This window comes from Bacillus sp. AFS018417 (assembly GCF_002560985.1).
Lineage (GTDB): Bacteria > Bacillota > Bacilli > Bacillales > Bacillaceae_G > Bacillus_A > Bacillus_A rhizoplanae.
The window spans coordinates 30,472-56,010 of record NZ_NTTM01000028.1 but is presented as its reverse complement, the minus strand read 5'-3'; the positions used below and the strand labels follow the sequence as shown (position 1 = coordinate 56,010).

At 37.3% G+C, this 25,539-nt stretch carries 25 protein-coding genes and 1 pseudogene; 13 read left to right on the top strand and 13 right to left on the bottom strand.

Going from position 1 to position 25,539, the window contains the following annotated elements:
- Nucleotides 1-36: 36 nt before the first annotated feature.
- From CN326_RS12350 to CN326_RS12340, 3 genes are all read left to right on the top strand, one after another.
- Entirely contained in the window at nt 37-570 is a 534-nt protein-coding gene (locus tag CN326_RS12350; protein WP_098309324.1) for a chloramphenicol phosphotransferase CPT family protein, read from the top strand.
- Between the two features lie 584 nt (nt 571-1,154).
- Nucleotides 1,155-1,526, top strand: a complete 372-nt coding sequence (locus CN326_RS12345; RefSeq protein ID WP_098309323.1) for an iron chaperone — start codon at nt 1,155-1,157, stop codon at nt 1,524-1,526.
- A gap of 80 nt (nt 1,527-1,606) precedes the next feature.
- A complete protein-coding gene (locus CN326_RS12340; RefSeq protein WP_098309322.1) occupies nt 1,607-1,903 on the top strand; it encodes an RNA polymerase alpha subunit C-terminal domain-containing protein in 297 nt (98 codons plus the stop codon).
- A gap of 213 nt (nt 1,904-2,116) precedes the next feature.
- Here the strand turns inward: CN326_RS12340 and CN326_RS12335 are convergent, their stop codons facing one another.
- Nucleotides 2,117-3,553, bottom strand: a complete 1,437-nt coding sequence (locus tag CN326_RS12335) for an APC family permease (RefSeq protein WP_098309321.1) — start codon at nt 3,551-3,553, stop codon at nt 2,117-2,119.
- A gap of 505 nt (nt 3,554-4,058) precedes the next feature.
- Between CN326_RS12335 and CN326_RS12330 the strand changes: the two genes are divergently transcribed.
- The 3 genes from CN326_RS12330 to CN326_RS12320 all read left to right on the top strand — a co-directional run bounded on the left by CN326_RS12330 (nt 4,059) and on the right by CN326_RS12320 (nt 7,255).
- The gene (locus CN326_RS12330; RefSeq protein WP_098309320.1) at nt 4,059-5,243 is read left to right on the top strand and encodes an FAD-dependent monooxygenase; all 1,185 of its coding nucleotides are present in this window, start codon (nt 4,059-4,061) and stop codon (nt 5,241-5,243) included.
- Nucleotides 5,244-5,713: 470 nt separating this feature from the next.
- A complete protein-coding gene (locus tag CN326_RS12325; RefSeq protein WP_098309319.1) occupies nt 5,714-6,094 on the top strand; it encodes a VOC family protein in 381 nt (126 codons plus the stop codon).
- Between the two features lie 291 nt (nt 6,095-6,385).
- Nucleotides 6,386-7,255 carry a putative protein N(5)-glutamine methyltransferase gene (locus CN326_RS12320; RefSeq protein ID WP_098309318.1) on the top strand — a complete coding sequence of 290 codons (870 nt, stop codon included), beginning with the start codon at nt 6,386-6,388 and terminating at the stop codon, nt 7,253-7,255.
- Between the two features lie 121 nt (nt 7,256-7,376).
- On the opposite strand, the gene mug is transcribed toward CN326_RS12320, so the two are convergent.
- From mug to CN326_RS12300, 4 genes are all read right to left on the bottom strand, one after another.
- Nucleotides 7,377-7,883 carry a G/U mismatch-specific DNA glycosylase gene (gene mug / locus CN326_RS12315; protein WP_098309317.1) on the bottom strand — a complete coding sequence of 169 codons (507 nt, stop codon included), beginning with the start codon at nt 7,881-7,883 and terminating at the stop codon, nt 7,377-7,379.
- Nucleotides 7,884-8,304: 421 nt separating this feature from the next.
- A complete protein-coding gene (gene scfB, locus CN326_RS12310; RefSeq protein WP_098309316.1) occupies nt 8,305-9,711 on the bottom strand; it encodes a thioether cross-link-forming SCIFF peptide maturase in 1,407 nt (468 codons plus the stop codon).
- Nucleotides 9,712-9,814: 103 nt separating this feature from the next.
- Nucleotides 9,815-9,964: a six-cysteine ranthipeptide SCIFF gene (scfA, locus tag CN326_RS12305; protein WP_098309315.1), complete on the bottom strand. Its 150-nt coding sequence runs from the start codon at nt 9,962-9,964 to the stop codon at nt 9,815-9,817.
- A gap of 376 nt (nt 9,965-10,340) precedes the next feature.
- A complete protein-coding gene (locus CN326_RS12300; RefSeq protein ID WP_098309314.1) occupies nt 10,341-11,411 on the bottom strand; it encodes a TRAP transporter substrate-binding protein in 1,071 nt (356 codons plus the stop codon).
- An 88-nt stretch (nt 11,412-11,499) separates the two neighbouring features.
- On the opposite strand from CN326_RS12300, the gene CN326_RS12295 reads away from it, so the two are divergent.
- The 3 genes from CN326_RS12295 to dctP all read left to right on the top strand — a co-directional run bounded on the left by CN326_RS12295 (nt 11,500) and on the right by dctP (nt 15,189).
- On the top strand, nt 11,500-13,101 hold the full coding sequence (locus CN326_RS12295) for an ATP-binding protein (protein ID WP_098309313.1): 1,602 nt from the start codon (nt 11,500-11,502) through the stop codon (nt 13,099-13,101).
- On the top strand, nt 13,091-13,789 hold the full coding sequence (locus CN326_RS12290) for a response regulator (protein WP_098309312.1): 699 nt from the start codon (nt 13,091-13,093) through the stop codon (nt 13,787-13,789). Before CN326_RS12295 ends, CN326_RS12290 begins: the two co-directional genes overlap by 11 nt.
- Nucleotides 13,790-13,911: 122 nt before the next feature.
- Entirely contained in the window at nt 13,912-15,189 is a 1,278-nt protein-coding gene (gene dctP / locus CN326_RS12285) for a C4-dicarboxylate transporter DctP (RefSeq protein ID WP_098309311.1), read from the top strand.
- A gap of 148 nt (nt 15,190-15,337) precedes the next feature.
- Here dctP and CN326_RS12280 read toward each other — a convergent pair whose 3' ends face one another.
- Entirely contained in the window at nt 15,338-16,345 is a 1,008-nt protein-coding gene (locus CN326_RS12280; RefSeq protein WP_098309310.1) for an alpha/beta hydrolase, read from the bottom strand.
- A gap of 307 nt (nt 16,346-16,652) precedes the next feature.
- Here CN326_RS12280 and CN326_RS12275 point away from each other — a divergent pair, with 307 nt between their 5' ends.
- From CN326_RS12275 to CN326_RS12265, 3 genes are all read left to right on the top strand, one after another.
- The gene (locus CN326_RS12275) at nt 16,653-17,186 is read left to right on the top strand and encodes a hypothetical protein (RefSeq protein WP_098309309.1); all 534 of its coding nucleotides are present in this window, start codon (nt 16,653-16,655) and stop codon (nt 17,184-17,186) included.
- Between the two features lie 197 nt (nt 17,187-17,383).
- A complete protein-coding gene (locus CN326_RS12270) occupies nt 17,384-17,707 on the top strand; it encodes a YbjQ family protein (RefSeq protein WP_098309308.1) in 324 nt (107 codons plus the stop codon).
- A gap of 1 nt (nt 17,708) precedes the next feature.
- Complete coding sequence (locus CN326_RS12265; RefSeq protein WP_098309307.1) at nt 17,709-17,933, top strand: hypothetical protein; 225 nt, start codon at nt 17,709-17,711, stop codon at nt 17,931-17,933.
- A gap of 228 nt (nt 17,934-18,161) precedes the next feature.
- Here the strand turns inward: CN326_RS12265 and CN326_RS12260 are convergent, their stop codons facing one another.
- The 7 genes from CN326_RS12260 to modA form a co-directional block, all read right to left on the bottom strand.
- Nucleotides 18,162-18,623 (bottom strand): YusW family protein, encoded by a 462-nt coding sequence (locus CN326_RS12260; protein WP_098309306.1) that lies wholly within the window; start codon nt 18,621-18,623, stop codon nt 18,162-18,164.
- Nucleotides 18,624-18,966: 343 nt separating this feature from the next.
- Nucleotides 18,967-19,800: an aldo/keto reductase gene (locus tag CN326_RS12255; protein ID WP_098309305.1), complete on the bottom strand. Its 834-nt coding sequence runs from the start codon at nt 19,798-19,800 to the stop codon at nt 18,967-18,969.
- Between the two features lies 1 nt (nt 19,801).
- The gene (gene proC, locus CN326_RS12250) at nt 19,802-20,605 is read right to left on the bottom strand and encodes a pyrroline-5-carboxylate reductase (RefSeq protein WP_098309304.1); all 804 of its coding nucleotides are present in this window, start codon (nt 20,603-20,605) and stop codon (nt 19,802-19,804) included.
- A 135-nt stretch (nt 20,606-20,740) separates the two neighbouring features.
- A complete protein-coding gene (locus tag CN326_RS12245; RefSeq protein WP_098309303.1) occupies nt 20,741-21,592 on the bottom strand; it encodes a GRP family sugar transporter in 852 nt (283 codons plus the stop codon).
- Nucleotides 21,593-22,031: 439 nt separating this feature from the next.
- Nucleotides 22,032-22,520, bottom strand: a complete 489-nt coding sequence (locus tag CN326_RS12240) for an NUDIX hydrolase (RefSeq protein ID WP_098309302.1) — start codon at nt 22,518-22,520, stop codon at nt 22,032-22,034.
- A 100-nt stretch (nt 22,521-22,620) separates the two neighbouring features.
- On the bottom strand, nt 22,621-23,295 hold the full coding sequence (modB, locus tag CN326_RS12235; RefSeq protein ID WP_098309301.1) for a molybdate ABC transporter permease subunit: 675 nt from the start codon (nt 23,293-23,295) through the stop codon (nt 22,621-22,623).
- Nucleotides 23,296-23,300: 5 nt separating this feature from the next.
- A complete protein-coding gene (modA, locus tag CN326_RS12230) occupies nt 23,301-24,104 on the bottom strand; it encodes a molybdate ABC transporter substrate-binding protein (RefSeq protein ID WP_098309300.1) in 804 nt (267 codons plus the stop codon).
- Nucleotides 24,105-24,240: 136 nt separating this feature from the next.
- Here modA and CN326_RS12225 point away from each other — a divergent pair.
- Nucleotides 24,241-25,198, top strand: a pseudogene (locus CN326_RS12225) (substrate-binding domain-containing protein).
- The last annotated feature ends 341 nt before the right edge of the window (nt 25,199-25,539 follow it).

Here is a 25,539-nt window from a genome sequence, read left to right as displayed (position 1 = left end):
GCCCTTAAGCTTATGTTCCAAAGAGAGGTTAAAGGTATGGTAGAAGTAATTATTCTGAATGGTGGATCGAGTTCAGGGAAAACCACTATCGCAAAATGTCTTCAAAATTCATTGCCAACGTCATGGTTAAGGTTCAGTATCGACGATTTAATCGACGCCATGCCCGATGCAATGATGAAAGCAGACAGTGGAATTAAATTCGGTGACGATGGGTCTGTCAGTCCAGGTACGGAATTTCGTACATTAGAATCTGCATGGATGCACGGTATTGGCGAGATGGTCCGTAGAGGAGCCCGAGTGATTATCGACGATGTCTTCATTAGCGGAGTAGATTCTTGTAATCGTTGGAAAGCTGCCTTGGAAGGGGTGCAGGTGCTATGGGTTGGTGTTTTCTGTGACCCTATTGTGGCGTCCGCTCGTGAGAGGGAACGAACGGACCGCGTTGCAGGAATGGCAGTTTCACAAGCGACTTCGGTTCACGTTGGCATACATTATGACATCAAAGTTGACACAACAAAGATATCGCCAGAAGAATGTGCACGAATTATCTGGCAAAAAAACACCCCATGAGAACCTACGAGGTGTTTTTAAGCAAACGGGGGCATTTCTGCAATATCTCTCAATCACAGATCTACAGAACGGTCTTCCGCAATCGGGCGCAATTCTTCAATAAGCATTGTGATCTTTCTTTATGTTTAGGGCGCGTTACTTTAAGAAATAGCTGCCAAATTAGGCAGCTATTTTTATTAAAGTAACGGCGGTTATTTAAAAAGGTGAAAGGGTTAGGATCATGTTACAATTGGTTCCATAGTAGTATTTGAGGTTATATAGAATTGAAACGGAGAAAAAAATAATAACAGGTGCAGCTTCTGGAATTGGAAAAGAAATTGTTAAACAGTGCTTAAGTAATTGCATGCAATATTAATGAGCATTCCTTAAATGATTTAAAATTTTACCCGAAGAAGAGACAATGGTGCATTTTGCCGATGAAATCGCCCAAGCTGGCTACAGCGCTTCTTCACGCTTGTTCCGAATTCAATGGACTGAACCAGTTAATTACGAATTGCTAGAGAAGATAATTGAATTTAATATCAAGGATAAGGCTGAGAATTCAAATTTTTGGCGGCAATAGCATAATATCGAAGGAGGAAGACATGGAAGTTTTTGTGAAATATTTAGCAGGTATCGATAACCCCGACCACCGCGACCGAACAGAGGAAATTTTGGCGTGGGTTGCTAATAAATTCCCAAATTTGGAACCGCAAATCAAGTGGAATACGCCAATGTTTTCCGATCACGGCACATTTATCATCGGCTTTTCCACAGCGAAACATCATTTGAGCGTTTCACCCGAAGAAGTAGGCATTGCGCACTTTGCCGATGACATTGCACAAGCTGGCTACAGTGCTACCAAAGGCTTATTTCGAATTCCGTGGAGTGAGCTGGTAAATTACGAATTGCTTGAGAAAATGATTGAATTTAATATTCAGGATAAAGCAGAATATACGAATTTTTGGCGGAAATAATACATCACACCTTAATAGTAGCCGTATGCGAACGCCCGTCAAAATACTACCCCAGTTCTTAGGAAAAGGAGACATCAAAAATGGCAACTTCAAAGAAAAGCTTAAGAACTTGCAACAAAGGGCACGAATACTATAAAAGTAGCGATTGTCCCACCTGCCCGATTTGTGAGAAAGAACGGAAACCTAACAACGGATTTCTTTCATTGCTATCAGCACCAGCCAGACGAGCATTAGAAAACAATGGAATAACTTCTTTACAACAGCTATCAAACTTTAGTGAAGACGAGATTTTGCAATTTCATGGTATGGGACCAAGCTCTTTACCTAAACTTAAGACTGCCTTGCAGACAAATGGGTTATCATTTAGATCAAAATAGGACGATTGCAGAATATTATTGATAGAAGATGATTAAGCTTTTTTATAAAATCGAAACTTAAATCTGGGGTAAACACTTAATTACTACAATTAATTGTGTGCGAGTTCAAGAAAAATGAAAATACCTGTCCACTAAAGAATATAGCGAACAGGTAATTTCAGTGTTTTGATGTTTGTCCATTTTCAGGGTTCACTTCAGTAACGGGGGGATTGCTTACGAGTGCCCTTCATCAATGTTTGTATTTTGAATCCCGATTTTTCCTGCTTTAATCTTGCTTCGGAACAACACAAAATATACAAGAGCTCCCGTTGCAAATAGTGTTCCGCCTACAATTGCCACTCCATGAAACATATCAGGGATAGTCAATACCCCCATTTCGAACACGAGCCATATTAAAGCGCCATACGTGACAGGTGCTCTCCATTTCCCTAAATTGAACGTCTCCGCGTCAGGCAAATCTTTTCTACGCAAATAGTAAGCCAAAACTGTTATGAAGTATAAAGCGGTAAGAACAACAGATGTTGATCCGACTAGTAAAGTTAAAGAATCAGAGAATAAGACTGCTATAATATCGAGAACTAATACAAGCAAAATCGCATTTACTGGTACGGATGTTTCAGGGTTCACCTTTTTAAAATAACGTGAAGCAAAAAATACATCGTCCCGCGCCATTGCATAAATGACACGGGAAGCGGAAGCCATTCCGATTAATCCGCATGCAAAAATGGAAATGATAACAAGAAGCATAAACAAAGTGCCGATGAATTGGCCGAGCTTTGTTTTAATAATAAGTGGAAGCGGGTTGGCGGAAGCTGTCACACCGGCTAAATCCGTAATAGAAATTGTAACAGTAAAAAGAAAAACAAACCCAATGATACCACCAATCAGTAACGCGAAAAATACAGCACGCGGTACATTTTTACTCGCGTCAATTGTTTCTTCCGAAAGATTCGCCGCGGCTTCAAAGCCGACCATGGTCCACGATCCCATTAGCATAGCAATCACAAAACCGCCAAGGTACGTGCCGCTTTTCTGCTCGCCAATATTTGTTAGCATATCCCAATTCGGAGTTGTGAATAGCGCAACAACAGCAAGAATAACAAGAATACCTACCATACCGATCACTTCGGTATATACTGCAATGTCATTGAGGCGAGAAGCCAATTTTACGCCAAAAATGTTGAGGGCAGCCTGTAGCAGTAGGGTTGCGAGTGCAATATACAAAAGGGTTTTTCCCCCGATATTCCAGCCGAATACATCAGCAATGAGTGGAGACAGGCCGAAATCGACGGCAGGAATGACAATAACAAAAAAGCAAAATCCGAGCCAGCCGGAAAACCATCCTAATCCTTGATTTGCCAGCCGCGTCACCCATTGGTACGAGTAGCCGCTGAGTGGCATTCTTCCTGCCAATTCGGCAATAACAAGAGCGACAAGCAAGTGTCCTGCTAATACGATTGGCCACGTCCAAATACCTGCGGGTCCCGCATTATTTAAAACAAAACCAAAATTTGTGAAAATGCCCGTTGTGATAGACATAAATGAAAACGCGACTGCAAAAGAGCTAAAAAACTTTAAGGATCTCTGTAATTCTTGCTTGTAGTGATATTGCTCCATGTTATTCGTTTCCTGCTTGATTTTTGTTTGCATAAAAAGCCCCCTTTCGATTTTCCTGCGCGTTGTATACTCTCCTAGCTTATTTCCCTCCTTTCTTTTAAGATTGAAAATTCAGTCTTTTTTGAGCGGTTTTATTTACTCTCTTCTATTGCAAGTACCATACCAATTATACAATTCGCGTCATGCTTGAACTTTGTAAGCTCTTCATTGTTTAAAATGTTGTCCCTTTATGAAATTTTGCATAGTTTATTCAAAATTTCATATTTCGTTTAAGGTGTTTACATTACTTTTGTAATTTTCTAAAAAATGTTCAACATTCCTTTTTTATAATGAAACAGGTTTCACCAAATTTAAATAAAAGAGGTAAGAAAATGAAAAAAGAAAAATTATTGTTTCATTTTTGAGTTTAGCTGTTTTTGAGGATATTTTGTTAAATTATTAGATTCCTATTATTTTACTGCGTTACATATATAAAATAGGCCGTGAATATACTGTGGATATGTTGTATGACTTTAATTAGGATAGGAGTGAACAAACGATGCGCGTCCTTATTTCCGGTGCGAGCATTGCTGGGCCGGCATTAGCTTACTGGCTTCACCGCTACGGCTTCGACGTGACTGTAGTAGAACGTGCGCCCGCATTGCGTCCAGGTGGATATGGTGTTGATATTCGTGGTGTAGCCATTACGGTGCTTAAGCGGATGGGAATACTCGATCAAGTTCGTGCAGCTGACACGCACATGACCGGTGTTTACTTCGTGAATAGCAAAGGCAAAATCGAAGGTAAAATAAGCGAAGCGAGTATGGGGAATCAGCAGGGGCTGGATATTGAAGTCATGCGCGAGGACCTTAGTAATATTTTGTACGACTTGACCAAGGATACAATCGAATATATATGGGACGATTCGATTACCGCTATACATGAGACTGAAGCAGGTGCAGAAGTCCAATTTATTCGTAGTAAGCCGCAGACATTCGATCTGGTCATCGGTGCGGACGGGCTCCATTCTAATGTGCGTACCTTAATTTTTGGTGACAAAGAACAATTTAAACATACTCTTGGCTGTTATATCTCGATTTTTACCCTCGAGAATTATCTTAGCCTCGACCACCGCCAGCTGCTTTATACGATGCCAGGCAAAACTGTAGGTATGTATAGTGCCCGTGATAATATTGAAGCAAAGGGGATACTCGTGTTTAAATCAGAGGCACTGAAGTACGATCGCTATGATGTGGAAGCCCAAAAGGAACTTGTAGACAATGCTTTCCAAGGTCATACGGGTTGGGAAACTCCGCATCTACTTAAAACTATGAAAGAGGCGACAGACTTTTACTTTGATGAGATTTGCCAGATTCATATGCCGACATGGTCAAAGGGTCGGATTACATTGGTAGGCGATGCGGCGTATGGCCCATCACCACTTTCGGGTCAAGGCTCTAGCCTCGCACTTGTCGGAGCTTATGTACTAGCTGGTGAACTGAAAGCTGCGCATGGCAATTACGACCGTGCCTTTGTTGCCTATGAAAAAGAGATGAGAAATTTTGTTGAGAAAAATCAAAAAATAGGGCTAACAGCCGCTGGAGGCATGATCGAAAGCTCAAGCTCCAAAATCTTGCTGCGCAATTTAATGTTGCGTGTCCCCTTCCTTATGAGCGCAATGTTCAAGATGATTACAAAAATGATAGTGAAAGCTTCCAATGAAATTGAACTGAAAGATTATTAATATAGATATTTAGGAAGGGAGTTTCAGTACACCTTTCATAATATTGTTGATTTTCCGTAATCGAGCATTTTAATGGGGGAAGGATTACAAAAATGATCCAATAGAATATTTTAAGAACGTATTTTGAACAAACTTTATTTTAAAGTAACATTTGCATAAAGTCGCGACGTTTTAAAAAATGTTACGATGTTCTAAAGCTTGCTTAGATCCTGTTTTATAGGATCTTTTTTATTTAACTAAAGGGGTAGTTTAGCAGCAAAAGGATTTCACTATAATTACATTGAATTTATTAGGTAAAGTACAGGGCATCATTTTAAGGAGAGAAAATAATTGAACCTAGGTAATTCAATAGCTATAGGGAATACAGCAAAGATATATCAATGAAAGTAATTCTAATTGAAATTGCATTAGAACGTATGTTCTTGTATAATTATTAAGTAAAAACAAATAGAAGAAAGTGGGGAAAGTAAATGATTAATAAAGTCGGTCAAATTATGCTATATGTAAATAATCAAGATGAGGCATTGCAATTTTGGACAGAAAAAGTAGGGTTTAGTGTAGTTTCTGAAGAAGATAACGGCCAAGGATTTAGATGGATTGAAATTTCTCCAACAAAGGAAGCAGGAACGAGTATCATTCTTCACAATAAAGAATTAATTGCTAAAATGCAGCCTGAATTAAATCTTGGCACACCTTCGCTGATGTTTTTTACGGAAAATCTCGATAAGTTATATAAAGATTTATCGGATAAAGAAATCACAGTCGGAGAAATTGTAAGTATGCCTTCTGGTAGAGTATTTAACTTTGCTGATAATGAAAACAATTATTTTGCAGTTATGGAAAAAAAGTAATTCACAAAATTATAGGGAACAAACATGAAAATGAATTTTAGTCATTTTGATGTTGAGGGGCAATAAAGTTATTTAATCTAAAATAAAGTCACTTAAGAACACACCTTTGGGATCTCATGATGACATCTCCTTTGGTGTGTTTTTTTATAAAGAGTAATAAGAAAAATTCCAGTTCCAAGTGTCCGATGAAAATAAAGTTGTAGACTGGAAAAACAGATTAAACTGAACTGCAATTTAATTCATTAAGTAAGCTAACGGACAGATTATGAAGATAGGAATGAGGGGGAACTTATGGACTCAAGGAAAGCATCTTTGAACTTCGAGAAAGTCAATTGTGGCGGTTTTCATGGAGATATCGTCTGTACAGCCATCGTTACTAAGCTTCGGGCTGCTGGTTGTGTTTTCGCCGAAGATGAGGCACGGTTACTCATTTCTACGGCCAGGACGCTGGATGATCTCGCCGCCATGGTGGACCGGCGAGTAGCTGGTTTGCCCCTCGAACACGTTATCGGCTGGACGGAGTTTTGCGGTCTGCGGATAGCGGTGGACCCGGGCGTTTTCGTACCTCGCCGCCGCACAGAGTTTCTCGTCCGCCAGGCCGCCGCCCTCACGCGGCAAGGAGCTGTCGTGGTTGACTTGTGCTGCGGTTCGGGCGCGTTGGGGGCCGCGCTGGCGGCCGCGCTGGCGGCGGTGCAGGAACGGATTGAGTTATATGCCTCCGACATCGACCCCGCCGCGGTGCAGTGCGCCTTGCGCAACGTCGCTGCTACCGGTGGTCACGTGTACGAAGGTGACCTTTACGAGCCGCTGCCTGCTACACTGCGGGGCCGCGTCGATATCCTGGTCGCCAACGTACCTTACGTACCTACTGAGATGATTAGGATACTACCCTCAGAGGCTCGCATACATGAGGCGCGTGTGGCACTTGACGGAGGTGTGGATGGGCTTGATGTCCAGCGACGGTTGGCGGCTGCGGCGCCAGGTTGGCTGGCACCTGGCGGTCACTTGTTGGTCGAGACTAGTGAACGGCAGGCAAAGCAAACTGTCGAGATCTTCGCTCGTAATGGGTTGATACCGCAGGTGGCCCATTCTAATGAACTGGATGCCACCGTTGTCATCGGAACTAGGCCTGCCTGTTCATCCCACACTAACGAGCAGTAAGACCCCCACCTCAAGATTCAGAGAAAAGCGAAGAAGATAGGTGGGGGATGAAGAAAACCCCCACTGATGGGAGTTTCACTTTATTGCAAGAAAACGACGGTACTAAATACATAACGATGTTTTACTTGCATACTAATTTAGTCAGCTGCTTATAGATCTTCACAATTTCTTCAAGCTTCATTCTTACTAACCCGCTTGAGGAGGGAGCAACAAAATCAATTGTTCCAGGTATGACTGGCTCAGGCTGCTGTCCCCATGGGGCTACCCTTTGACCGCTATATTCTTGATAAACACCTTTCCCAACAAAGCAGACTACTTCGGGCTTTAACTGTGTAATTTTCTGTTTTAAAATTTCTTTTCCTTCTTTATATTCTTTTTTGGTAATCTCATCTGCTGCCTTAGTTGGTCTTGCTACTATGTTTGTAAGACCCATATCCAAATCTAATAATTTATAGTCTTCCGAGGCATCATATTTTCTTGGTGTTAGTCCCGCTTCATGGAGAATTCTCCAAAAACGATTATTAGGATTGGCGAAGTGATGCCCTGTTTCACTTGAGCGAATGCTTGGATTAAAGCCGACAAACAAAATTTTTAACCCTTTTTTAATATGATCATTAACTGGTTTCAAGAATACACTGCCTCCTTATATGGAATACAAACTAATAAAGTTTTTTTATTTTACCACAATCTTTTCAGTTTCTTCTTAGTGTATTGGATTAAATTTCCTATAGAGAGATGTAAGGGAGAAGTGTAAGTGAATCAAAAATGGACAAAATTCATGATGCTTCTGGCTGTTATCTTAACGGTATTTTCGATTACATACAAAGTATTTTAGACTATAAAATATTGGACTGGTAAAAAAGTTATAGACTGAAAAAGTGTTTTTATCATTCTTGTTTTTAGAGATAGATTCAAGTTGTTCTAAGGATAGACATATCAGGATGTGAATTCTTGAATTTAAACCAAGACATTGAAATATTTTCAAAAAGGCTGAGTATAAACCAGATTTTTTCTGATTTATGTCCCAGCCTCTTTTGGCATCTTTATGTTTATTCCACTATGGCCTGTTCACTTTGCTCCATACCTCTGATGGATTGAGCTACTTTAACCATCATAGAACATTCGATTCTCTTGCGGAAGATGTCACAACTGAAGTCGTAAGTTCCATTGAGAGAGCCGGTTGCGTGCAGCGCGTTGGCAGGACAACCGCCACTGCAGTAGAGTTTCGCCCAGCAGTCTTGGCATTCTGTCTTCGAGTAGCAGTTGCTTTCTCTAAATTGGCATTGCGTCTCTAGTTTTGTGATTCCATCCCAGATGTTTCCCAGGCTATATTCTTCATCGCCGACGAACTGGTGGCAAGGGAAGAGCTCGCCCCATGGTGTGACAGCGAGATATTCCGTTCCTGAGCCGCAGCCGGAAATTCTCTTTTGGATGCAAGGACCTTCTGAGAGGTCAAGCATGTAATGGTAGAAGGTGAAGCCATTCCCTTCTTCCGCGCGCTTTAGCATTTCTTTGGCGAGAATTTCGTACTGGTTATAAATCTCTGGGAGGTCCTCATCAGTGAGCGCATATGGTTCACGTGGATCACAGATGACTGGTTCCATCGAGAGCTTGTCGAAACCAAGATCTGCAATGTGAAAAATATCATTGGTGAAGTCGACATTGTTGCGAGTGTAGGTTCCACGTACATAGTATTCTTTGTCTCCACGCTTTTCGAGGAATTCCTGGAATTTCGGAACGATATAATCGTAGCTTCCTTTTCCGGTGACGGTTTTGCGAAGGTGATCATGAACCTCTTTTCTTCCATCAAGACTTAGTACTACATTGTACATTTCCTCGTTCAAGAAATCGGTGATCTCATCGCTCAGCAGCATGCCATTCGTAGTGAAGGTGAAGCGAAAAGTCTTTTTGTGCTCTTTTTCTTTGCTTCTTGCGTAAGCGACAATCTGTTTGACAACCTTCCATGCCATGAGTGGTTCTCCACCGAAGAAGTCGACGTCGAGGTTTCGGTGATGACCGGAGTTTTCTAATAGGTAATCGATGGCTCTTTGTCCAACCTCATAGCTCATGATTGCTCTGTTTCCGTTATATTTTCCTTGGCTGGCGAAGCAGTATTCGCATGATAGGTTACAGGTATGCGCGACATTGAGGCAGAGAGCCTTTACATAAGTTTGACGATTTCTCAAATCGATTGAGAGGTCCTTAAATTCATCCTCAGTAAAGAGTTGTCCATCATTTTTTAGCTCTTCGACATCCGCGATTGTTTCGCGAATGTCCCCCTCGGAGATGTTGGAATCATATTTGTACTTCTCCAGCATCATTGTCACGATTTCTTCTGCAGGAGTATTCTCATAAAGCCCGATGATTTCATAGGCGAGGTCATCGACAACATGCACCGATCCACTATAGGTGTCCAGCACGATGTTGTATCCATTTAATTTATATTGATGAATCATACTTAATAATCAAACTCCTTTTGTCCATAAAGTGAAACTTCTATTAGCGGGATAAAAATTGCCGCCCATCTGGAAAGCAGTTGGGCGGTACATTTCTTATTTCCTATCTGCTCATTGTGTTTTCACACTTCTGATTTGCAACTCCGCAAGACGTTTTGCAAGCTGATTGGCAAGATGTTTGGCATGCACCGCATCCACCGTGTTTTGCGGTATCCTTCAGTTTACAAGTGCTCAGTGTTACGATTCTTTTCATAACGCACAACTCCTTTTTAAAATGTTTTTTGAAGAAATAAGAGTTAAATATTGTGAAACTTTTCACATTCAGAAGTAATATTTGTGAATAATTTCACAATGAAGGTCAAAACTTGTGAATCCTTTCACATTAATTCCAACAATAATTTTAACAACACCGCGGGTTCACGTCAATCATTCCTGATGTCTTGATACTGCGGAAAATCCACTTGATTTCGTTTCTACTTTTTCTTCATCACGATTTGAAGAGTTTCGAGAGTGCGTAACGTTCGCATGTAATTATGATTTGGGATTCCCTGTTATAATAATAAATTCGTCCTTTCTTAAGAAAGGACGAATTTTTTTAGGTATCTATCCTTGAATATTTATGAGTTTTGCTATTGCGGAACATGTGTTTCGTACTTCCGCTGTAATTCCTTCAACTCTTCCATCAAATTCTCCCCAATCGTAGGAGTAAGTTGGTCGTATATAGGTGATAGTGTCTTTTCCCATTCTTTTCGTTGTTCGTCGTTTAATTCATGAATTTGAATTGATGAGTTTTGTTTCATGAGTTCAAGTTGTTCTTTGTTCATTTGAATGGATTGTTGATTATTCCAAGCAGTCGTTTCTTCCATTGCTTCCATTAGTATTTGCTTTGTTTTTTTCGTTTGTTTGTCCCAGGTTTTTTGATCCATCATGACAACATATCCTAAATACCCATGGTTAGTAATTGTCAAATAGTTTTGGACGTTATAGAATTTTTTAGAGTAGATATTTGAAATGGTATTTTCTTCGCCATCAACTTTTCCTGATTCAATTAATTGATATGTAGAGTTAAATGAATCAGGATATGTGTGAACTTTTAATAAATCAAATTGGGACTTGATTACATTACTTTGCATGATGCGAAAAGATTGTCCCTTTATATCTTCGGGTGTATAAATGGGTCCTTTATTTGAAGTGATTTGTTTAAAGCCGTTGGACCAGTGGGCAAGCCCTTTTATTCCATCTTTTTGTAAGGATTGAAGTAATTGTTCCCCAATTTTTCCGTTTAAGCCTTCTTGTAAGGCTTCATAACTTGAAAAGGCAAATGGTAAATCAAGTACGCCCCATTCAGGGGAGAACGCTCCAAGTTTTGATGTAGAGGGAGCAATAATTTGTACTTGCCCAGATTTTAAAGCACGAAATTCTTCTATATCAGAATATAAGCTTCCATTAGGGAAGACTTCTATTTTTATTTTACCATTTGATTTTTCATCAACGAGTTCAGCAAATTTGTTGGCAGCACGTCCTTTTGGTGTGTTTTCGGCTACAACATGGCTAAATTTAAAGACGATTTGGTCTTCTAGTCCTTCTTGTTCATCATCGTATGAGAGTGTATTTTGAGAAAAATAACCCTGATATTTAATAAATAAAGCGCTTGCAATTAAAGTGATGAAAAGGAGTATAAAAGTAGCTGCTTTTTTCATCTTAGTTCTCCTTTTGAGGTTGTTATTGTAAGCATATCGAGAAGATTTCTATTCGTAAAGATGCTTTTTGAGGAAAGGAGGGCCAGAAGTGAGGAAATTACCAATCCGTTGGAAAATTACGATTCTTTCTTATGCAGTAGTTATATTTTCGCTCATGATTAGTGGAGGGGTTATAATCGCAAATATTCAACAAAAAGAAGAGAAAGAATTAAGAATTAGATCTATGAATACAGCGCGAACGGTAGCAGAAATGTCAGATGTAAAGAGGGCTCTTCAAGAAGTAAATGGATGGGTTACATTAAATCCTGTTATTGAAAAGATTAGAGTAATTAATGAAACAGATTATATTGTAGTTATGAATATGGAACGAGTTCGATATTCGCATCCTGTGAAAGAAATGATCGGGAAACCTTCAAAAGGAGCAGATGAAGAACCTGCATTTGCAGAACATATTTATTTTTCAAAAGCAAAGGGAGAAATAGGTACTGTAATTCGTGCGTTTATGCCTATTAAAGATCAAGACTTAAACCAAATCGGTGTTGTCGTTGTGGGAAACAAAATACCAAGCTTTTGGGGGATTATGGTTGAATTACGAGGAGAAATTCTTTTTATAGTCATATTAACTTTAATATTTGGATTAATAGGTTCATTAATGCTCGCTAATCATATAAAAAAACAAATGTTTCAGTTAGAGCCATATGAAATTAAACGGATACTTGAAGAAAGGACAGCAACCTTCCATTCCATGAATGAGGGTGTGATTGCGATTGATAATCAAGAAATTATTACGGTTTTCAACGAGAAAGCAAAGCAAGTTTTTCATGTAGATGGAGATGTTGTAGGAAAGCCTATTCGTAAAGTATTACAGGATACAAGGCTTCCAGAAATCGTGGAGAAAAATCAGGCAGTATACAATGAAGAGATAAAAGTCAGCGGACAGGTTATTTTAAGTAATCGTATCCCTATTAAGAAGGGGAAGGAATTAATTGGAGCTGTGGCAATTTTCCAAGATCGTACCGAAGTAACAAAGCTTGCGGAAGAATTAACTGGAGTGAAGAACTTTGTAGAGGCATTGCGTGTGCAAAGTCATGAGCATATGAATAAGCTTCATACAATAGCAGGTTTAATTCAGCTCGGTAAAGCTGATAAGGCATTACAACTTGCATATAACACTTCAGAAGAACAGGAAAATGCAACAAATTTTTTAAATGAGACAATTAAAAATGATGCCGTTGCAGGTCTGCTTTTAAGTAAAGTTAGTAGAGGAAAAGAGCTTGGAATTCAAGTGGTCATTGATCAAAATAGTTATTTGGAGGCTTTTCCATACCAATTAGATCAACACGATTTCGTTGTATTATTAGGAAATTTAATAGAAAATGCATTCGGATCATTTGAAAAAATTGAGGCCGCGAATAAAAGAATTGATATTAGTATTGAGCAGTCAGAGGACGTATGTGCGATATTAATTGAAGATAATGGCTGCGGAATAAAAGAAGAGCATTTACCAAGGGTATATGAGAAAGGGTTTACTGTGAATAAGCGTAGCGGGACAGGGTATGGTCTTTTTCTAGTAAAACAAATTGTTGAAAAGGGAAGAGGAGAAATTAGGATTTCATCTTTTCAAGATGAAGGAACTTCTTTTATCATTACTTTTCCAATGGAGATGGAGGCGGAATTGTATGGCATGTAAAGAGGAATTTAAAGTAGTGTTGATAGAAGATGATCCAATGGTTCAGGAAGTGAATAAAGAATTTATAAGAAGTGTAGAAGGGTTTCAAGTAATAGCTGTTGCAAGCGATGGTGAGGAGGGGATTCGTTTTGTCAAAAAAATGAATCCAGATCTTGTTATTTTGGATATCTTTATGCCTAAAAAGGATGGTATTAAAGTACTGCAGGAATTTCGAAAGCAAGAATTAGAAACGGATGTAATTGTTGTTTCTGCTGCTAAAGATAGGGAAACAATTAAACTCATGCTTCAAAATGGAGCTCTAGACTATATCATTAAGCCTTTTAAGCTGTATCGTATTCAGCAAGCATTAGAGAAGTACCGCCAATATAGAACGAGTTTGAGAGATTCTGGGGTTATTTCGCAGGAGCAACTAGATTTATTACTATATTCTGGGCGTTCTGAGAAAACTGTGAGCAATTTGCCAAAAGGCTTGAACGAATTTACATTAAATGAAATTGTAACGTATGTAAAAAAGCAAGAAGAACCTCGTTCTGCCGAAGAAGTGGCACGTGCAATTGGGATAGCTAGAGTTACGGCCCGGCGTTACTTAGATTATTTAGAAAAAAGCGGCGTAATTCATTTGGCAGTTCAATATGGTGGAGTTGGAAGACCAATTAATCGTTATGTGTTTCATGAAATGAAAAACTAAGACCAAAATGAACAAAATATTCGTTATGACCATAAACTTCTCTCTTTTTAATGTAAACGCTATCATTATGTTAGAAACAAAGGGGTAGAAAAGCTTATAAAATTAGAGGAGGGAGAAGAAAAGTGAAACGACTCTTTAAAAATTTAACTTTTCAAGTATTAACGGCTATTGTGCTTGGTGTGTTAGTTGGATTACTTTGGCCAAGTGTCGGTAAACAAATGAAGCCATTAGGCGATACATTTATCAATGCTGTAAAAATGGTAATTGCACCGATTATTTTCTTAACAATTGTACTTGGTATTGCCAAAATGGGAGATATGAAAAAGGTTGGTAAGGTTGGTGGAAAAGCTCTTATTTATTTTGAAGTGGTGACGACATTTGCACTTATTGTTGGTTTAATTGTTGTAAATATTATGAAGCCAGGTGAAGGTCTTAATTTTAATGAGCTTGCAAAAGGGGACGTATCAAAATATACACAAGGCGGAGGACATGGAATTAACTGGATTGATTTTGTAACTCATATCGTGCCTTCTAATATGGTTGATGCGTTTGCAAAGGGTGATATTTTACAAGTATTATTCTTTTCGATTTTATTTGGTATAGGGCTAGCGGCTCTTGGAGAAAAAGGAAAGTCAGTGATTGATTTCTTAGACAAACTTTCACACGTATTCTTTAACATTATTGGCTATGTAATGAAAGCTGCACCGATCGGGGCATTTGGTGCTATGGCATATACAATCGGTTACTTTGGACTTGCTTCGCTTGTGCCACTTGGAAAATTAATGATGTCAGTATATATAACGATGTTCCTATTCGTTTTTGTTGTTTTAAATATTATTTGTAAGATATATGGATTTAGTTTATGGAATTATTTAAAGTTTATTCGGGATGAAATATTAATTGTATTAGGAACAAGTTCTTCTGAATCTGTACTGCCAAGAATGATGAATAAGATGGAGCAATATGGATGTTCAAAATCCGTTGTTGGTCTCGTTATTCCAACAGGTTATTCCTTCAATCTTGATGGTACGTCTATTTATTTATCCATGTCAGTTGTCTTTTTAGCACAAGTATTTGGTATCGATTTAACAATTGGGCAGCAAGTTACAATTATTTTAGTGCTTATGTTAACGTCTAAGGGAGCTGCAGGTGTGACAGGAAGTGGATTTATTGTATTAGCGTCTACTTTATCAGCATTAAAGGTTATTCCTTTGGAAGGATTAGCATTACTTCTTGGAGTAGATCGCTTCATGAGTGAAGGCAGAGCTATTGTAAACTTAATTGGAAACGGGATCGCTACGATGATTGTTGCAAAGAGTGAAAACGAATTTGATGAAGCAAAATATGCAGAAGCAGTTTCTGGTATGAAAGTGTTGAAAGAGACGAAGAAAGCTGTATAGTGCATAAGCAGTAGAAATGATCGTTTGTTTTAAAAGGAATGAAGAATATAAGGGGAAAAGGAACTATCCACTATAATAGGTGGATAGTTTTTTAAAAATTAGTTTATCCCGCTATTTTGGGACAGTAAGACCCCCACTGGCGGAAGTTTCATTTTATTGAATCCATTGCATAATGGTTTCTTTCCCCAGCTATCCGTTTTTGGATAAAGTTAATGGTATCCGTTGCAATTCTTTTGCGATTAAGGACAATTCCAGCATGTCCGCCATTATATACATGTCGTGTAGGTTTTCCCCAGGACTGCCATAAGTAATCAGTGTCTTCGATATGGACATACTGATCGTTTTTGGCGGAAATTAACAGGATGTTGTCTTTATTCATTACTGGAACCGTTTGGTTAGGTTCTGTAATTCTCCAATACTGTATTAAATCATTATAAGTAATTCCGTGTTCTTGTAAGTCTGCTTTAATATATTTCCCAGGCTTTGTATTCCAAATGGAATAAGAAAGACGATTGGCATAAAAAATAGAAGCTAGTACATCAATTTGAGATTCAACTAAAGCCATTAAATTTGTAATGAATCCACCTAGGCTAATACCGACTAAAATTACCGGTCCTTGTTTGTTTTTCTTAATCCATTGTATTAATCCTCTTAAATCAGCTACAGCTTGCTGAGATGATTGGACTGTTCGCTCAATGTTGGCGCTAATCATGTATTCTCCGCTATATAGTGAACATTCTGGCTTTCTTTCGAAGTGATATGGTAGCGTAAAATAATACATATTCCATTTCAAATTCATTATTTGATCATGAAATATTTTTTTTACTCTTTCATTTGAATCCATTCTCCAACCATGAACAAAAATAATGTTAGGTGAGGCATCATTTTGGTGTAAAAAAGCCTCTCCAGTCACAATATCATTACATGAAATACCAGATTGAATTGAGCTTTTATATTCAAATTTACCGATGTTATAATTTTGATTATTGAAATCTTTTATTTTAAATTGAATATTGATTGAATTGGTTTTATAAAACTCTTGGATGTCTTTCGTTTCTAAAACTTTACTAGGAAGAGAAGAAAATTGAAATTCTTTGCTGCGTTTCTTATGCAAACCATATAAGGCATATAAGTCTATTGCTTTCGAAAAGAACAAAATGTCATACCCCCCAATTGTATAAAATAGCATATTGTATGATTTTACAATTTTTAAATTAAAAGGAATAGATTACCTTGCTTTTATGACTGAATATTCTATATCATTTTTTTGTGTAAGGATGTTCAAACTTTCTTTTTAAAGGTAGTAGTCGTGTAGGTTTTTAGTATAAGTAATGTAGATAAGGTGACAATATTGTGAAAAGAATATCGTCATAGGTACAAAAGAAAGCAGAAACGTGTAATTTTCTACTCATTGTCGATATAATATATAGAAGAAATACAGTGGATAAAAGGAGTAGTTTGAAATGAAACAAAAAGCTTGGGGTGCGATTCTGCTTAGTAGTGCATTACTATTAACAGGGTGTACTAGTAATAAAGAAGTAAAAAAAGAAACGAAAGAAAACTTAGAACAGATAGATCAAAAAGATCAAAAGGCAGACAATCCGGAAGATGTGAAAGTGTATAATTCCGTACATAGTCAATATGAGAAAAAAATTGATGACGAATTAAATCAGGCTATGGAGCTTTGGAAAGAAGCTAAAGAAGGATCTGCAAGCACATTAAAATCTCCGAAGTTTAAAGAAGACGTACAAAAGGTAACAGAAAATACGTTAGCAGATATTGAGAATGTGCGTAAAGAAATTCGGGTTCCAAAATCAAAAGAAAGTGAAAACGCCTTGTATGTAGGTTTTTTAGATGAAACAGAACAGGCGATGAAAAAATTAGCGCAATTAGCGAAAGAAGAAAATTCTGCATTAATTCGTGATGTTGAAGTACATTTTTCTACAGCAGTTAATTATTATGATCGTTTTAAAAAAGAAGAGCAGGGAGCGAAATAACTTTGTTTACAAACAAAGTTATATTTTGCACTTAACGACTATAAAACCCGCACCTCAAGATTTTAAGAAATCGAAGATAGGTGGGGGTTTTTTGTTGTTTTGTAAATAAATTTTAAGATAGAGGAATATTTGACATTCTTTGCATATATTATTATCATTATTGATAATAATAATAAATTTTAAAGGGGTTGAACGAAATGATTGTTGTAACAACGGAAAGTGTGCCAGGTTACGAAGTAAAAAAGACGTTAGGAACTGTGTTTGGATTAACGGTACGGGCAAGAGGCTTAGGAAAAGATATTATGGCTGCATTCAAAGGTTTATTTGGCGGAGAGATTTCACAGTATACAGAAATGCTTGAGGATGCAAGAAAATATGCGTTAGATCGTATGATTGAAAATGCTGCAGCGATGGGAGCGAATGCAATTATTATGGTTCGTTTTGATTCAGGCAGTCTTAGTCATAATATGAGTGAAATTGTAGCATATGGTACAGCTGTTATTGTAGAAACGGTTGAATAGTATGTGGAAAGGCATTTTCATATATTTCTGTGTACAGGTGATTATTTTTCTTATTATTTTAATGATTGCTAAAAGAAAAGATAAAAGATTACAAGATAATCATGGCACAGAAGTACCAAATGGGTATTTGTTTACAGGGGAAATATATTTTGATCCAATTACGAGAGAGAAATATGAAGTATACTATAACGAAATGAACGGAAAAAGGTTTCATAAAAAATGTTAGTTTATTGTTATATGGAATCAGTAGAAATAACTTTCACTATATAAAAGCAGCTCTTTTAGACGGAAGCTAAAAGAGCTGCTTTGCTTTTGTTTACCTTATTAACGTGCAGTAACTCCTCAGATTAAGATTTAAGGGAAATGAAGAGTATATAGGAGTAACCGCCCGTAAAAGCCTGATTGGTTTAACTAACCTTCTGGGAAAAAACCGTTCCCAGAAGGAAGTTTCACTTTATTTTGGCATTTTATATTCTTTTTTCGTTCCATCTGTAAAGACAACTTTTAAGTCGAATTTTTGATAATCTTTATCGAGTTGGAATACATCTACTACTTGATCAACGACATCTTGGTCTTTTGTGTCCTTATCGAATTTAAGCTGTTGTAAGAGTGGAGCCAATTTATTCATTGCTTCATCTCCAGCCAACCTTTCATTTGTTTTACTATCGTCTACTTTTGCTTCTGGTTTGTCAGTTGCTTTTTTCTGTTTATATTCTGCTTCGTAGTCTTTCTTTGTATCTTGATAAGTTGCCTTTAAATTGAATTCATTAAAACTTAACTTTAAATCTTGATTTACTGCATCTTTTGTTCCTTCTGTCGTTTTCTTATTAGTAGTTGTATCCTGTTTTGTTGTTGTACATCCTGTCATTGCAGGTACTAGCATGAATGCTAAAAGGATTGAAAATAAGATTCTCATGTTGTATGCCTCCTTATTATTTTTCAATAAAAGTTTTTCCATTTTTTATATTTTTATGTAAGAAAAAGTAATGATTTTTTACAATAAGGAGATGAAGCATAAAGAAAAAGGTATCCTGTGAGGGGATACCTTTTTTATTGATAGTTTTATTCCGCATTAACGGGCAGTAAGATCCCCACCTCAAGATGCAGAGAGAACTAAGAAGATAGGTGGGGGATAACTGCCCGTAAAAGCCCAATTGGTTCAACTAATCATCAGTGGGGGATGAAAAGCCCTCCACTGATGGAAGTTTCACTTTATCAAAGCGAAAAGGTATCAAACATGTGCTTGATGACCTTATACATTAAAAATTAAAGTTATCTGGATCAGGACCAACACGGTGATTCTCATTCAGAGATTGAATTGCTTTCATATCTTCAGCAGTTAATTCAAAGTCAAAGATATCTGCATTTTCAATAATACGATGCTCCTTTACGGATTTTGGAATCGTAACAACCTCATTTTGCAAATCCCAACGCAGGATTACTTGGGCAGTAGATTTATTATACTTTGCTGCAATTTCTTGTAAAGTTGGATGATTAAGAAGCTGACCTTGCATTAATGGTGACCATGCTTCTAATTGAATGCCATGCTCTTTACAAAAAGTATGCAGTTCTTCTTGAGTTAAGCGTGGGTGATATTCTACTTGGTTAATCATTGGTCTAATTTCCGCATCTTCTAGTACGTCTTGTAAATGGTGGACTTGGAAGTTACTAACACCAATAGAACGAACACGACCGTCTTTATAAAGCTTTTCTAATGCTTTCCACGTCTCTTTATATTTACCTTTTACAGGCCAATGTACTAAGTATAAATCTAAGTACTCTAAGCCAAGCTTTTGTAGACTTGTTTCGAACGCTTGTAGTGTAGATTCATAGCCTTGGTCGCTATTCCATACTTTTGATGTAATGAATAGTTCTTCGCGTGGAATACCGGATTCTTGAATTGCTTGTCCAACACCTTCTTCATTTTTATATATAGCCGCTGTATCAATGCTACGGTATCCGTTTTTGATAGCTGCTTTTACAGAATCAATAACCTCTGAGCCGTCTTCTACTTTAAAGACACCTAAACCAAACCATGGCATTTTCACACCGTTATGTAAAGTTGTGCAATCTTGTAAGCTCGTTAATTTCATGTTAATTCCCCCTCGCTTTTTTATTTGTTGCTTCAATTGCTTGGTGAATGACCTTTGAGAAATTATACTCATATAAAACTTTTAAACCTTCTGCAGTTGAACCACCTGGCGTTGTCACTTGTTCACGCAGCATAGCTGGATCTTGTTCTTGTTCGAGCATAGCAGCAGAACCAGCAATCATTTGAATGACAAGATGTTTTGCTGTTGCTTCATTAATCCCATAACTTTTTGTTGCTTCAATTAGACCTTCAGCAAAGTGGTAAAGAAAGGCTGGTGCACTGCCAGTAACAGCAGTTAGTTGATGAATTTCTTCTTCTGTGCAGAGTTGTGATGTACCAATGCCTTTTAAAAGAAGTTGTAACGTTTCTTGCTGTTCTTCATTTACGGAATGTCCCATTGTATATAAGGAGATAGACTGTCCGATCGTCGCAGCTGTATTTGGCATAATCCAGGCAACTGGTGTACCTTGAGGAAGTTTTTCTTCTAAGTAAGATGGGCCAATTCCAGCAGCAACGGTCACTACAAACTGATGAGTTAGAAGAGGAGATAATTCCGCTAATAAATGTTCATGTGCAGCTGGTGGCATTGCTAAAACGATGGTATCCACAGTTTTGATGTACTGTTTCCAATCATTTGTGGTCGATACGCCATATCGTTGCTCTAATTGCTTGAGTTTTTCTGTATCGCTTCGATTAGATACAATAATTTCTTCGATGTATTCTTTACTTGTTTTAAGTAGACCAGTAAATATTGCTTCAGCCATACGGCCTGCACCAATAAATAAAATTCGTTGTTTTTTTTGCATATCCTTTAATCCTTCCTGTAGGAAATGTAGTAACAAAACGATAACATTGATGAAAGATAATTGTAAAAAGAAAAGACTTGTGTATAAAAAAATCCTAGTCTCAGAAAGTATCATTTCCGAAACTAGGATATATAATTAAGATTTTGTCATACCAAGAAGAACTGCACCGCCAATAATTAATGCACTACCAAGTGCGATAAATACCATTTGGCGTTTTGTTTTCTTTTCACCTAAGAAGATAATTGCACCAAATGTTGAGATAATGATCCCAGTTTGGGATAACGAGAAACTTGTTGCAACACCAACTTTTGGTTGAGAAAGGAATAAGAATAAGTTACCTGTACCCCATAATAAACCAGATAAGATATTACGAATTGCATATTTATTGAAAGGTTTATGTTTAGCTGTTAGTATAACGGCTCCAACAAACATACCAACTGCTTGAGGTAAAATAGCAGACCAACCATCAACGTTGTACCAACGAATAATGACTACATATACAAGGTAACCAAAAGTAGAAGTAATTAAAGTAACGATTCCTTTTTTTAGTTGTCCAGGTGGCTGTGCATTTTCTTTATCATCTAAAGAAGTAAAAACAACACCAATCACAATTAAAAGGATTGCAATCGTTCCCAGAATGATTGTAGTAGTAGTTGTCCATTCATGAAATGCGATAACCCCAAAGATAGTAGTAGCTACAAGCTGCATACCTGTTGAAATTGTAACAGTTGTTGAAACACCCATTTTTTCTACTGTTTTTAATTGATTAACTTGTCCTAAAGCCCAGAATAACCCTGAAACAAAGCCAACAATTAATATAGTTAAAGATAATGCAGGTGTTGTAAATGCATATATGATTGTAGCGAAGAATAGAGCGCCAATAGTCATACCAACTGTTTGGCTATATGCACCGCCGCCCATTTTTACACTTACTATTAAAATATTTCCCCATGCTAATGCAGGAAGAAGTGCTAATAAAATGTCCATTACAAGACTCCCTTCTTGTTATATCAATAAAATGTATTCCGTTCTAACAATCGGTAATTTCCTACTTAAGAAGTAGAGGATTACCGATTGTTAAAACATGACTCCACATCTATGAAGTAGTGCTGTGAATAAGAAGAGCACTATTATTATATAAATGCGTTTTCAATATAATTTATGCGTTTTCATTTATTCCTTTTTCGCACCTTCATATAATAACAGGAAAGTATCTCATTTAGAAAGTAAATTCAAATAGAATGTATATTTATATGAATGTGAAAAGTTTTAATATTTTATAAAGGTATAAAAAGGTAGAGAGATTCAGAGAGGAGTGAGGAAAATAGGTAGGGGATAACTGCTGGCATGCGCCCGATTGGTTCAACTAACCATCAGTGGGGATGAAAAACGCCCCCCACTGATGGAAGTTTTACTTTATCAGAGGCTATTTTATATGTGCACATGCTTGTTTTTCGTATTGTGTAAGCTGATCATTTTGAAAAACGGAAGTATGTTCATATACGCCATCTTCTTGTAAAACCGTGGGTAAAAATTTCTTCGTTAAAGAATTTACTCCTTGATTTTGTTCAGATAAAATCCAAGAAATATGTTTCCAGTCTAAAATACCTTCAGCTACTTTTTTAGGAGTGTGGTAAAGAATATGAGCTGGAAGGTTTGCTGTAAAAAGGTGTAATCCCTCGAAGTGTGTATTGTCAATTTTCCATGATAATGTTCCTCTATATGCAACTTCTTGCTTTGCTAAGGATAGACCTGTTTCTTCCTCAATCTCGCGTAAAATGCATGCGGTTGGTGTTTCAGTTTCTGTCATCTTACCGCCAACGCCATTCCAAAGGCCTTGCAGAGGTGCTTTCTGTCGATTGAGCATTAATATTTCATCATCTTTTCTTATAAAACAAAGTGTTTGATTGAACATGAAATCTCTCCTTTTCTTCTATAATTCTACAAGGAAATCGTATTTTCATCTCATTTCACGGGAAATAATCAAAAAACAGCAGCTTTGTCGAAAGCTGCTGTTAGGAAGATGCTATTCTTTTGTTTATAAGCTGAATGAGCAATAAAAAGATAAGTGACATACCGACAGTTGTGAGAACAAGTGCCCATGCAAGTGACATATTGCTTCCGTCAATTGCCATATAAATAGCTGTTGGAATCGTTTGTGTTTTACCGGGAATGTTTCCGGCAAACATAAGTGTTGCACCAAATTCTCCTAGAGCACGTACGAAACTTAAAATCATTCCGCTAAGTAGAGAAGGGAACGCAAGTGGTAATGTTACATGTAAGAACACTTGTATTTCATTTGCTCCGAGGTCTCTAGCTCCATCTTCAATTTGTTCATTAGCAATGATAAACCCTGTTTTTGCTGATTGGTACATAAGTGGAAATGCAACTACAGTTGAAGCGATAACAGCAGCCCAAGATGTGAACATAATAGATTGTTGAAACAAAGTTTCTATCCACTGACCAATTGGACTATTTTTTCCAAAGATGATAATAAGAAAAAATCCAATTACTGTAGGCGGGAGTACCATTGGCAATAGGAAAAATGTTTCTAATAAAATTTTATAGCGTTTTGACGAACGAGCTAAAACACGTCCAATTATCGTTCCGAACACCATCACGATTATAGTAGCAAGCGCAGCAACTTTTAGTGAAAGAATGATAGGTGACCAAAATGCATCAAATACCATAATGACTACTGCAGCACTGTAAAACCATATTTTTTAAAGATCGCTATAGCATCTTTAGACTGTAAATATTCATAAAAAGCAGTTGCTTCTTTTTTATGTTTCGTTGCTTTTATAATGCCTAGTGGATAGTGTATTGGTTCGTGTGAATTTGTTGGTGCTGTGTTCACGATGTTTACTTTCTTAGAAATAAGTGCATCTGTTTTATAAACAATTCCTGCATCAACGCTGCCTGTTTCTACGTATGTTAATACTTGGCGTACATCTTTTGTGTATACTATTTTATTTTGGAGATCGTTCCAAAGGTTTAAATGAGTAAGAGCATCTTTTGCGTATTTACCTGCCGGAACAGATTCAGGTGTACCTAATGCAATTTTCTTTACTTGATCTTCTTTTAATGATTGAAAATCTTTTATGTTACTATCTTTTGGGACAATTAATACTAACTCATTGCCGAGCAGATTTTTTCCTTCTTTTTGATCAATAATTCCTTTGCTTACAAGCGTTTCGAATTTGTCTTCTGCGGCCGAGAAAAATAGATCGGCAGGAGCTCCTTGTTCAATTTGTTGCTGAAGAGCGCCAGAACTTCCAAAGTTAAATGACAGCTTTACATTTGGTTCTTTCTTTTCATATTGTGTTTGAATGTCTTTTAGTGCATCTTGTAGACTAGCTGCAGCAGAAATAGTAAGTTCAACGTTTTCCTCTTTAGCAGTTGTTTTTTCTTGTTTATTTGTATTTGTACATCCCGTACTTATTACGAGAAGTAGCACGAATAAAATACTGCAAATAGAACGAAATATGCGTTTGTTCATCTTTATTTCTCCTTTCTTTCATCCCATTCCAATTATAACTAATTATATCTAATTATAAATAGTTATAATTAGATATGTTGTGATTTTTCTCACAATAGTAAAAATAAATAGAAGAAAAACTGTTATTTTTGTTACAATGAAGGCAGAAAGCGAGGAATCGGCTTATGGATCATCATTCCTACACAACGGAAGAAGTAGCGAAACGATTAAAAGTATCAAAATTAACAGTGTATGATTTGATAAAAAAAGGTGATTTGCCCTCTTATCGAGTTGGTAGGCAAATGCGTATTGATGCAAGTGATTTAGAGAGATATATTACAGAGATGAAAACAGGGAAGATACAAGCTGATTCATCATCTATACAGGTAATAAATCAAACAAACAAATCCGATTCTTGTATTATTAGCGGACAAGATTTGTCTCTAGATATGTTAACCAAACATCTAGAAAATCATTTGAAAGCTCCTAATATACTAAGGGCATATCAAGGGAGCTTAACAAGTTTAATTCAAATGTATCAAGGAAAAGGAGATATTGTGAGTCTCCATTTGTTCGATGGGGATACAGGAGAATACAACATTCCGTATGTGAAACGAATTTTAGTTGGACAACCTTGTATTGTTATTAATTTATTATCAAGAACATCCGGTTTTTATGTGCAAAAAGGAAATCCGAAACGTATAAAGACATTGCAGGATTTATGTGATGCATCCGTTCAATTTGTAAATAGGGAACGAGGATCTGGCATTCGTGTTCTTGTTGATGAACAATTGCGTATAAATGGAGTATCCAAAAAGAGTATTGTTGGGTATGACTGGGAAGAGTCAAACCATATTGGTGTTGCTTCTCAAGTAGCGAATGGAAAAGCCGATGTAGGGATAGGAGCAGAAAAGGTAGCACAAATTGTGAATATAGATTTTGTCCCACTTATACAAGAACGCTATGATTTAGTGATTTTAAAAACAGAAGAAAATACCGCGTTGATTGAAACAGTAAAAGAAGTATTACAGTCTCCTGAATTTCAAAATGAACTGCGTGCTATCGGTGGTTATGATATAAGTAAAACAGGTAAAATTATGTACGAAACAAATTAAAAAGAGCTGCTTGTATGATGACAAGCAGCCCTTTTCATTTATCCCGCTATTCGCGGGCAGTAAGACCCCCACCTCAAGATTGAGAGAGAAGCGAGGAAGATAAGTGGGAGCTAACTGCCCGTAAAAGTCCGATTGGTTCAACTAACCATCAGTGGGGAATGAAAAAATCCCCACCGATGGAAGTTTCACTTTATATAAAGGGGAACGGGGAACCTATAGAACATGTACAAGTACACACAATTGTTGAAAGAAGAGCTGCACCGCTTATAAGTCCAACGTAATATGAGGAGAAGTTACTGACGAATTAGCTTACGGTAGAACTATAGCTTTTGTAAGAATAA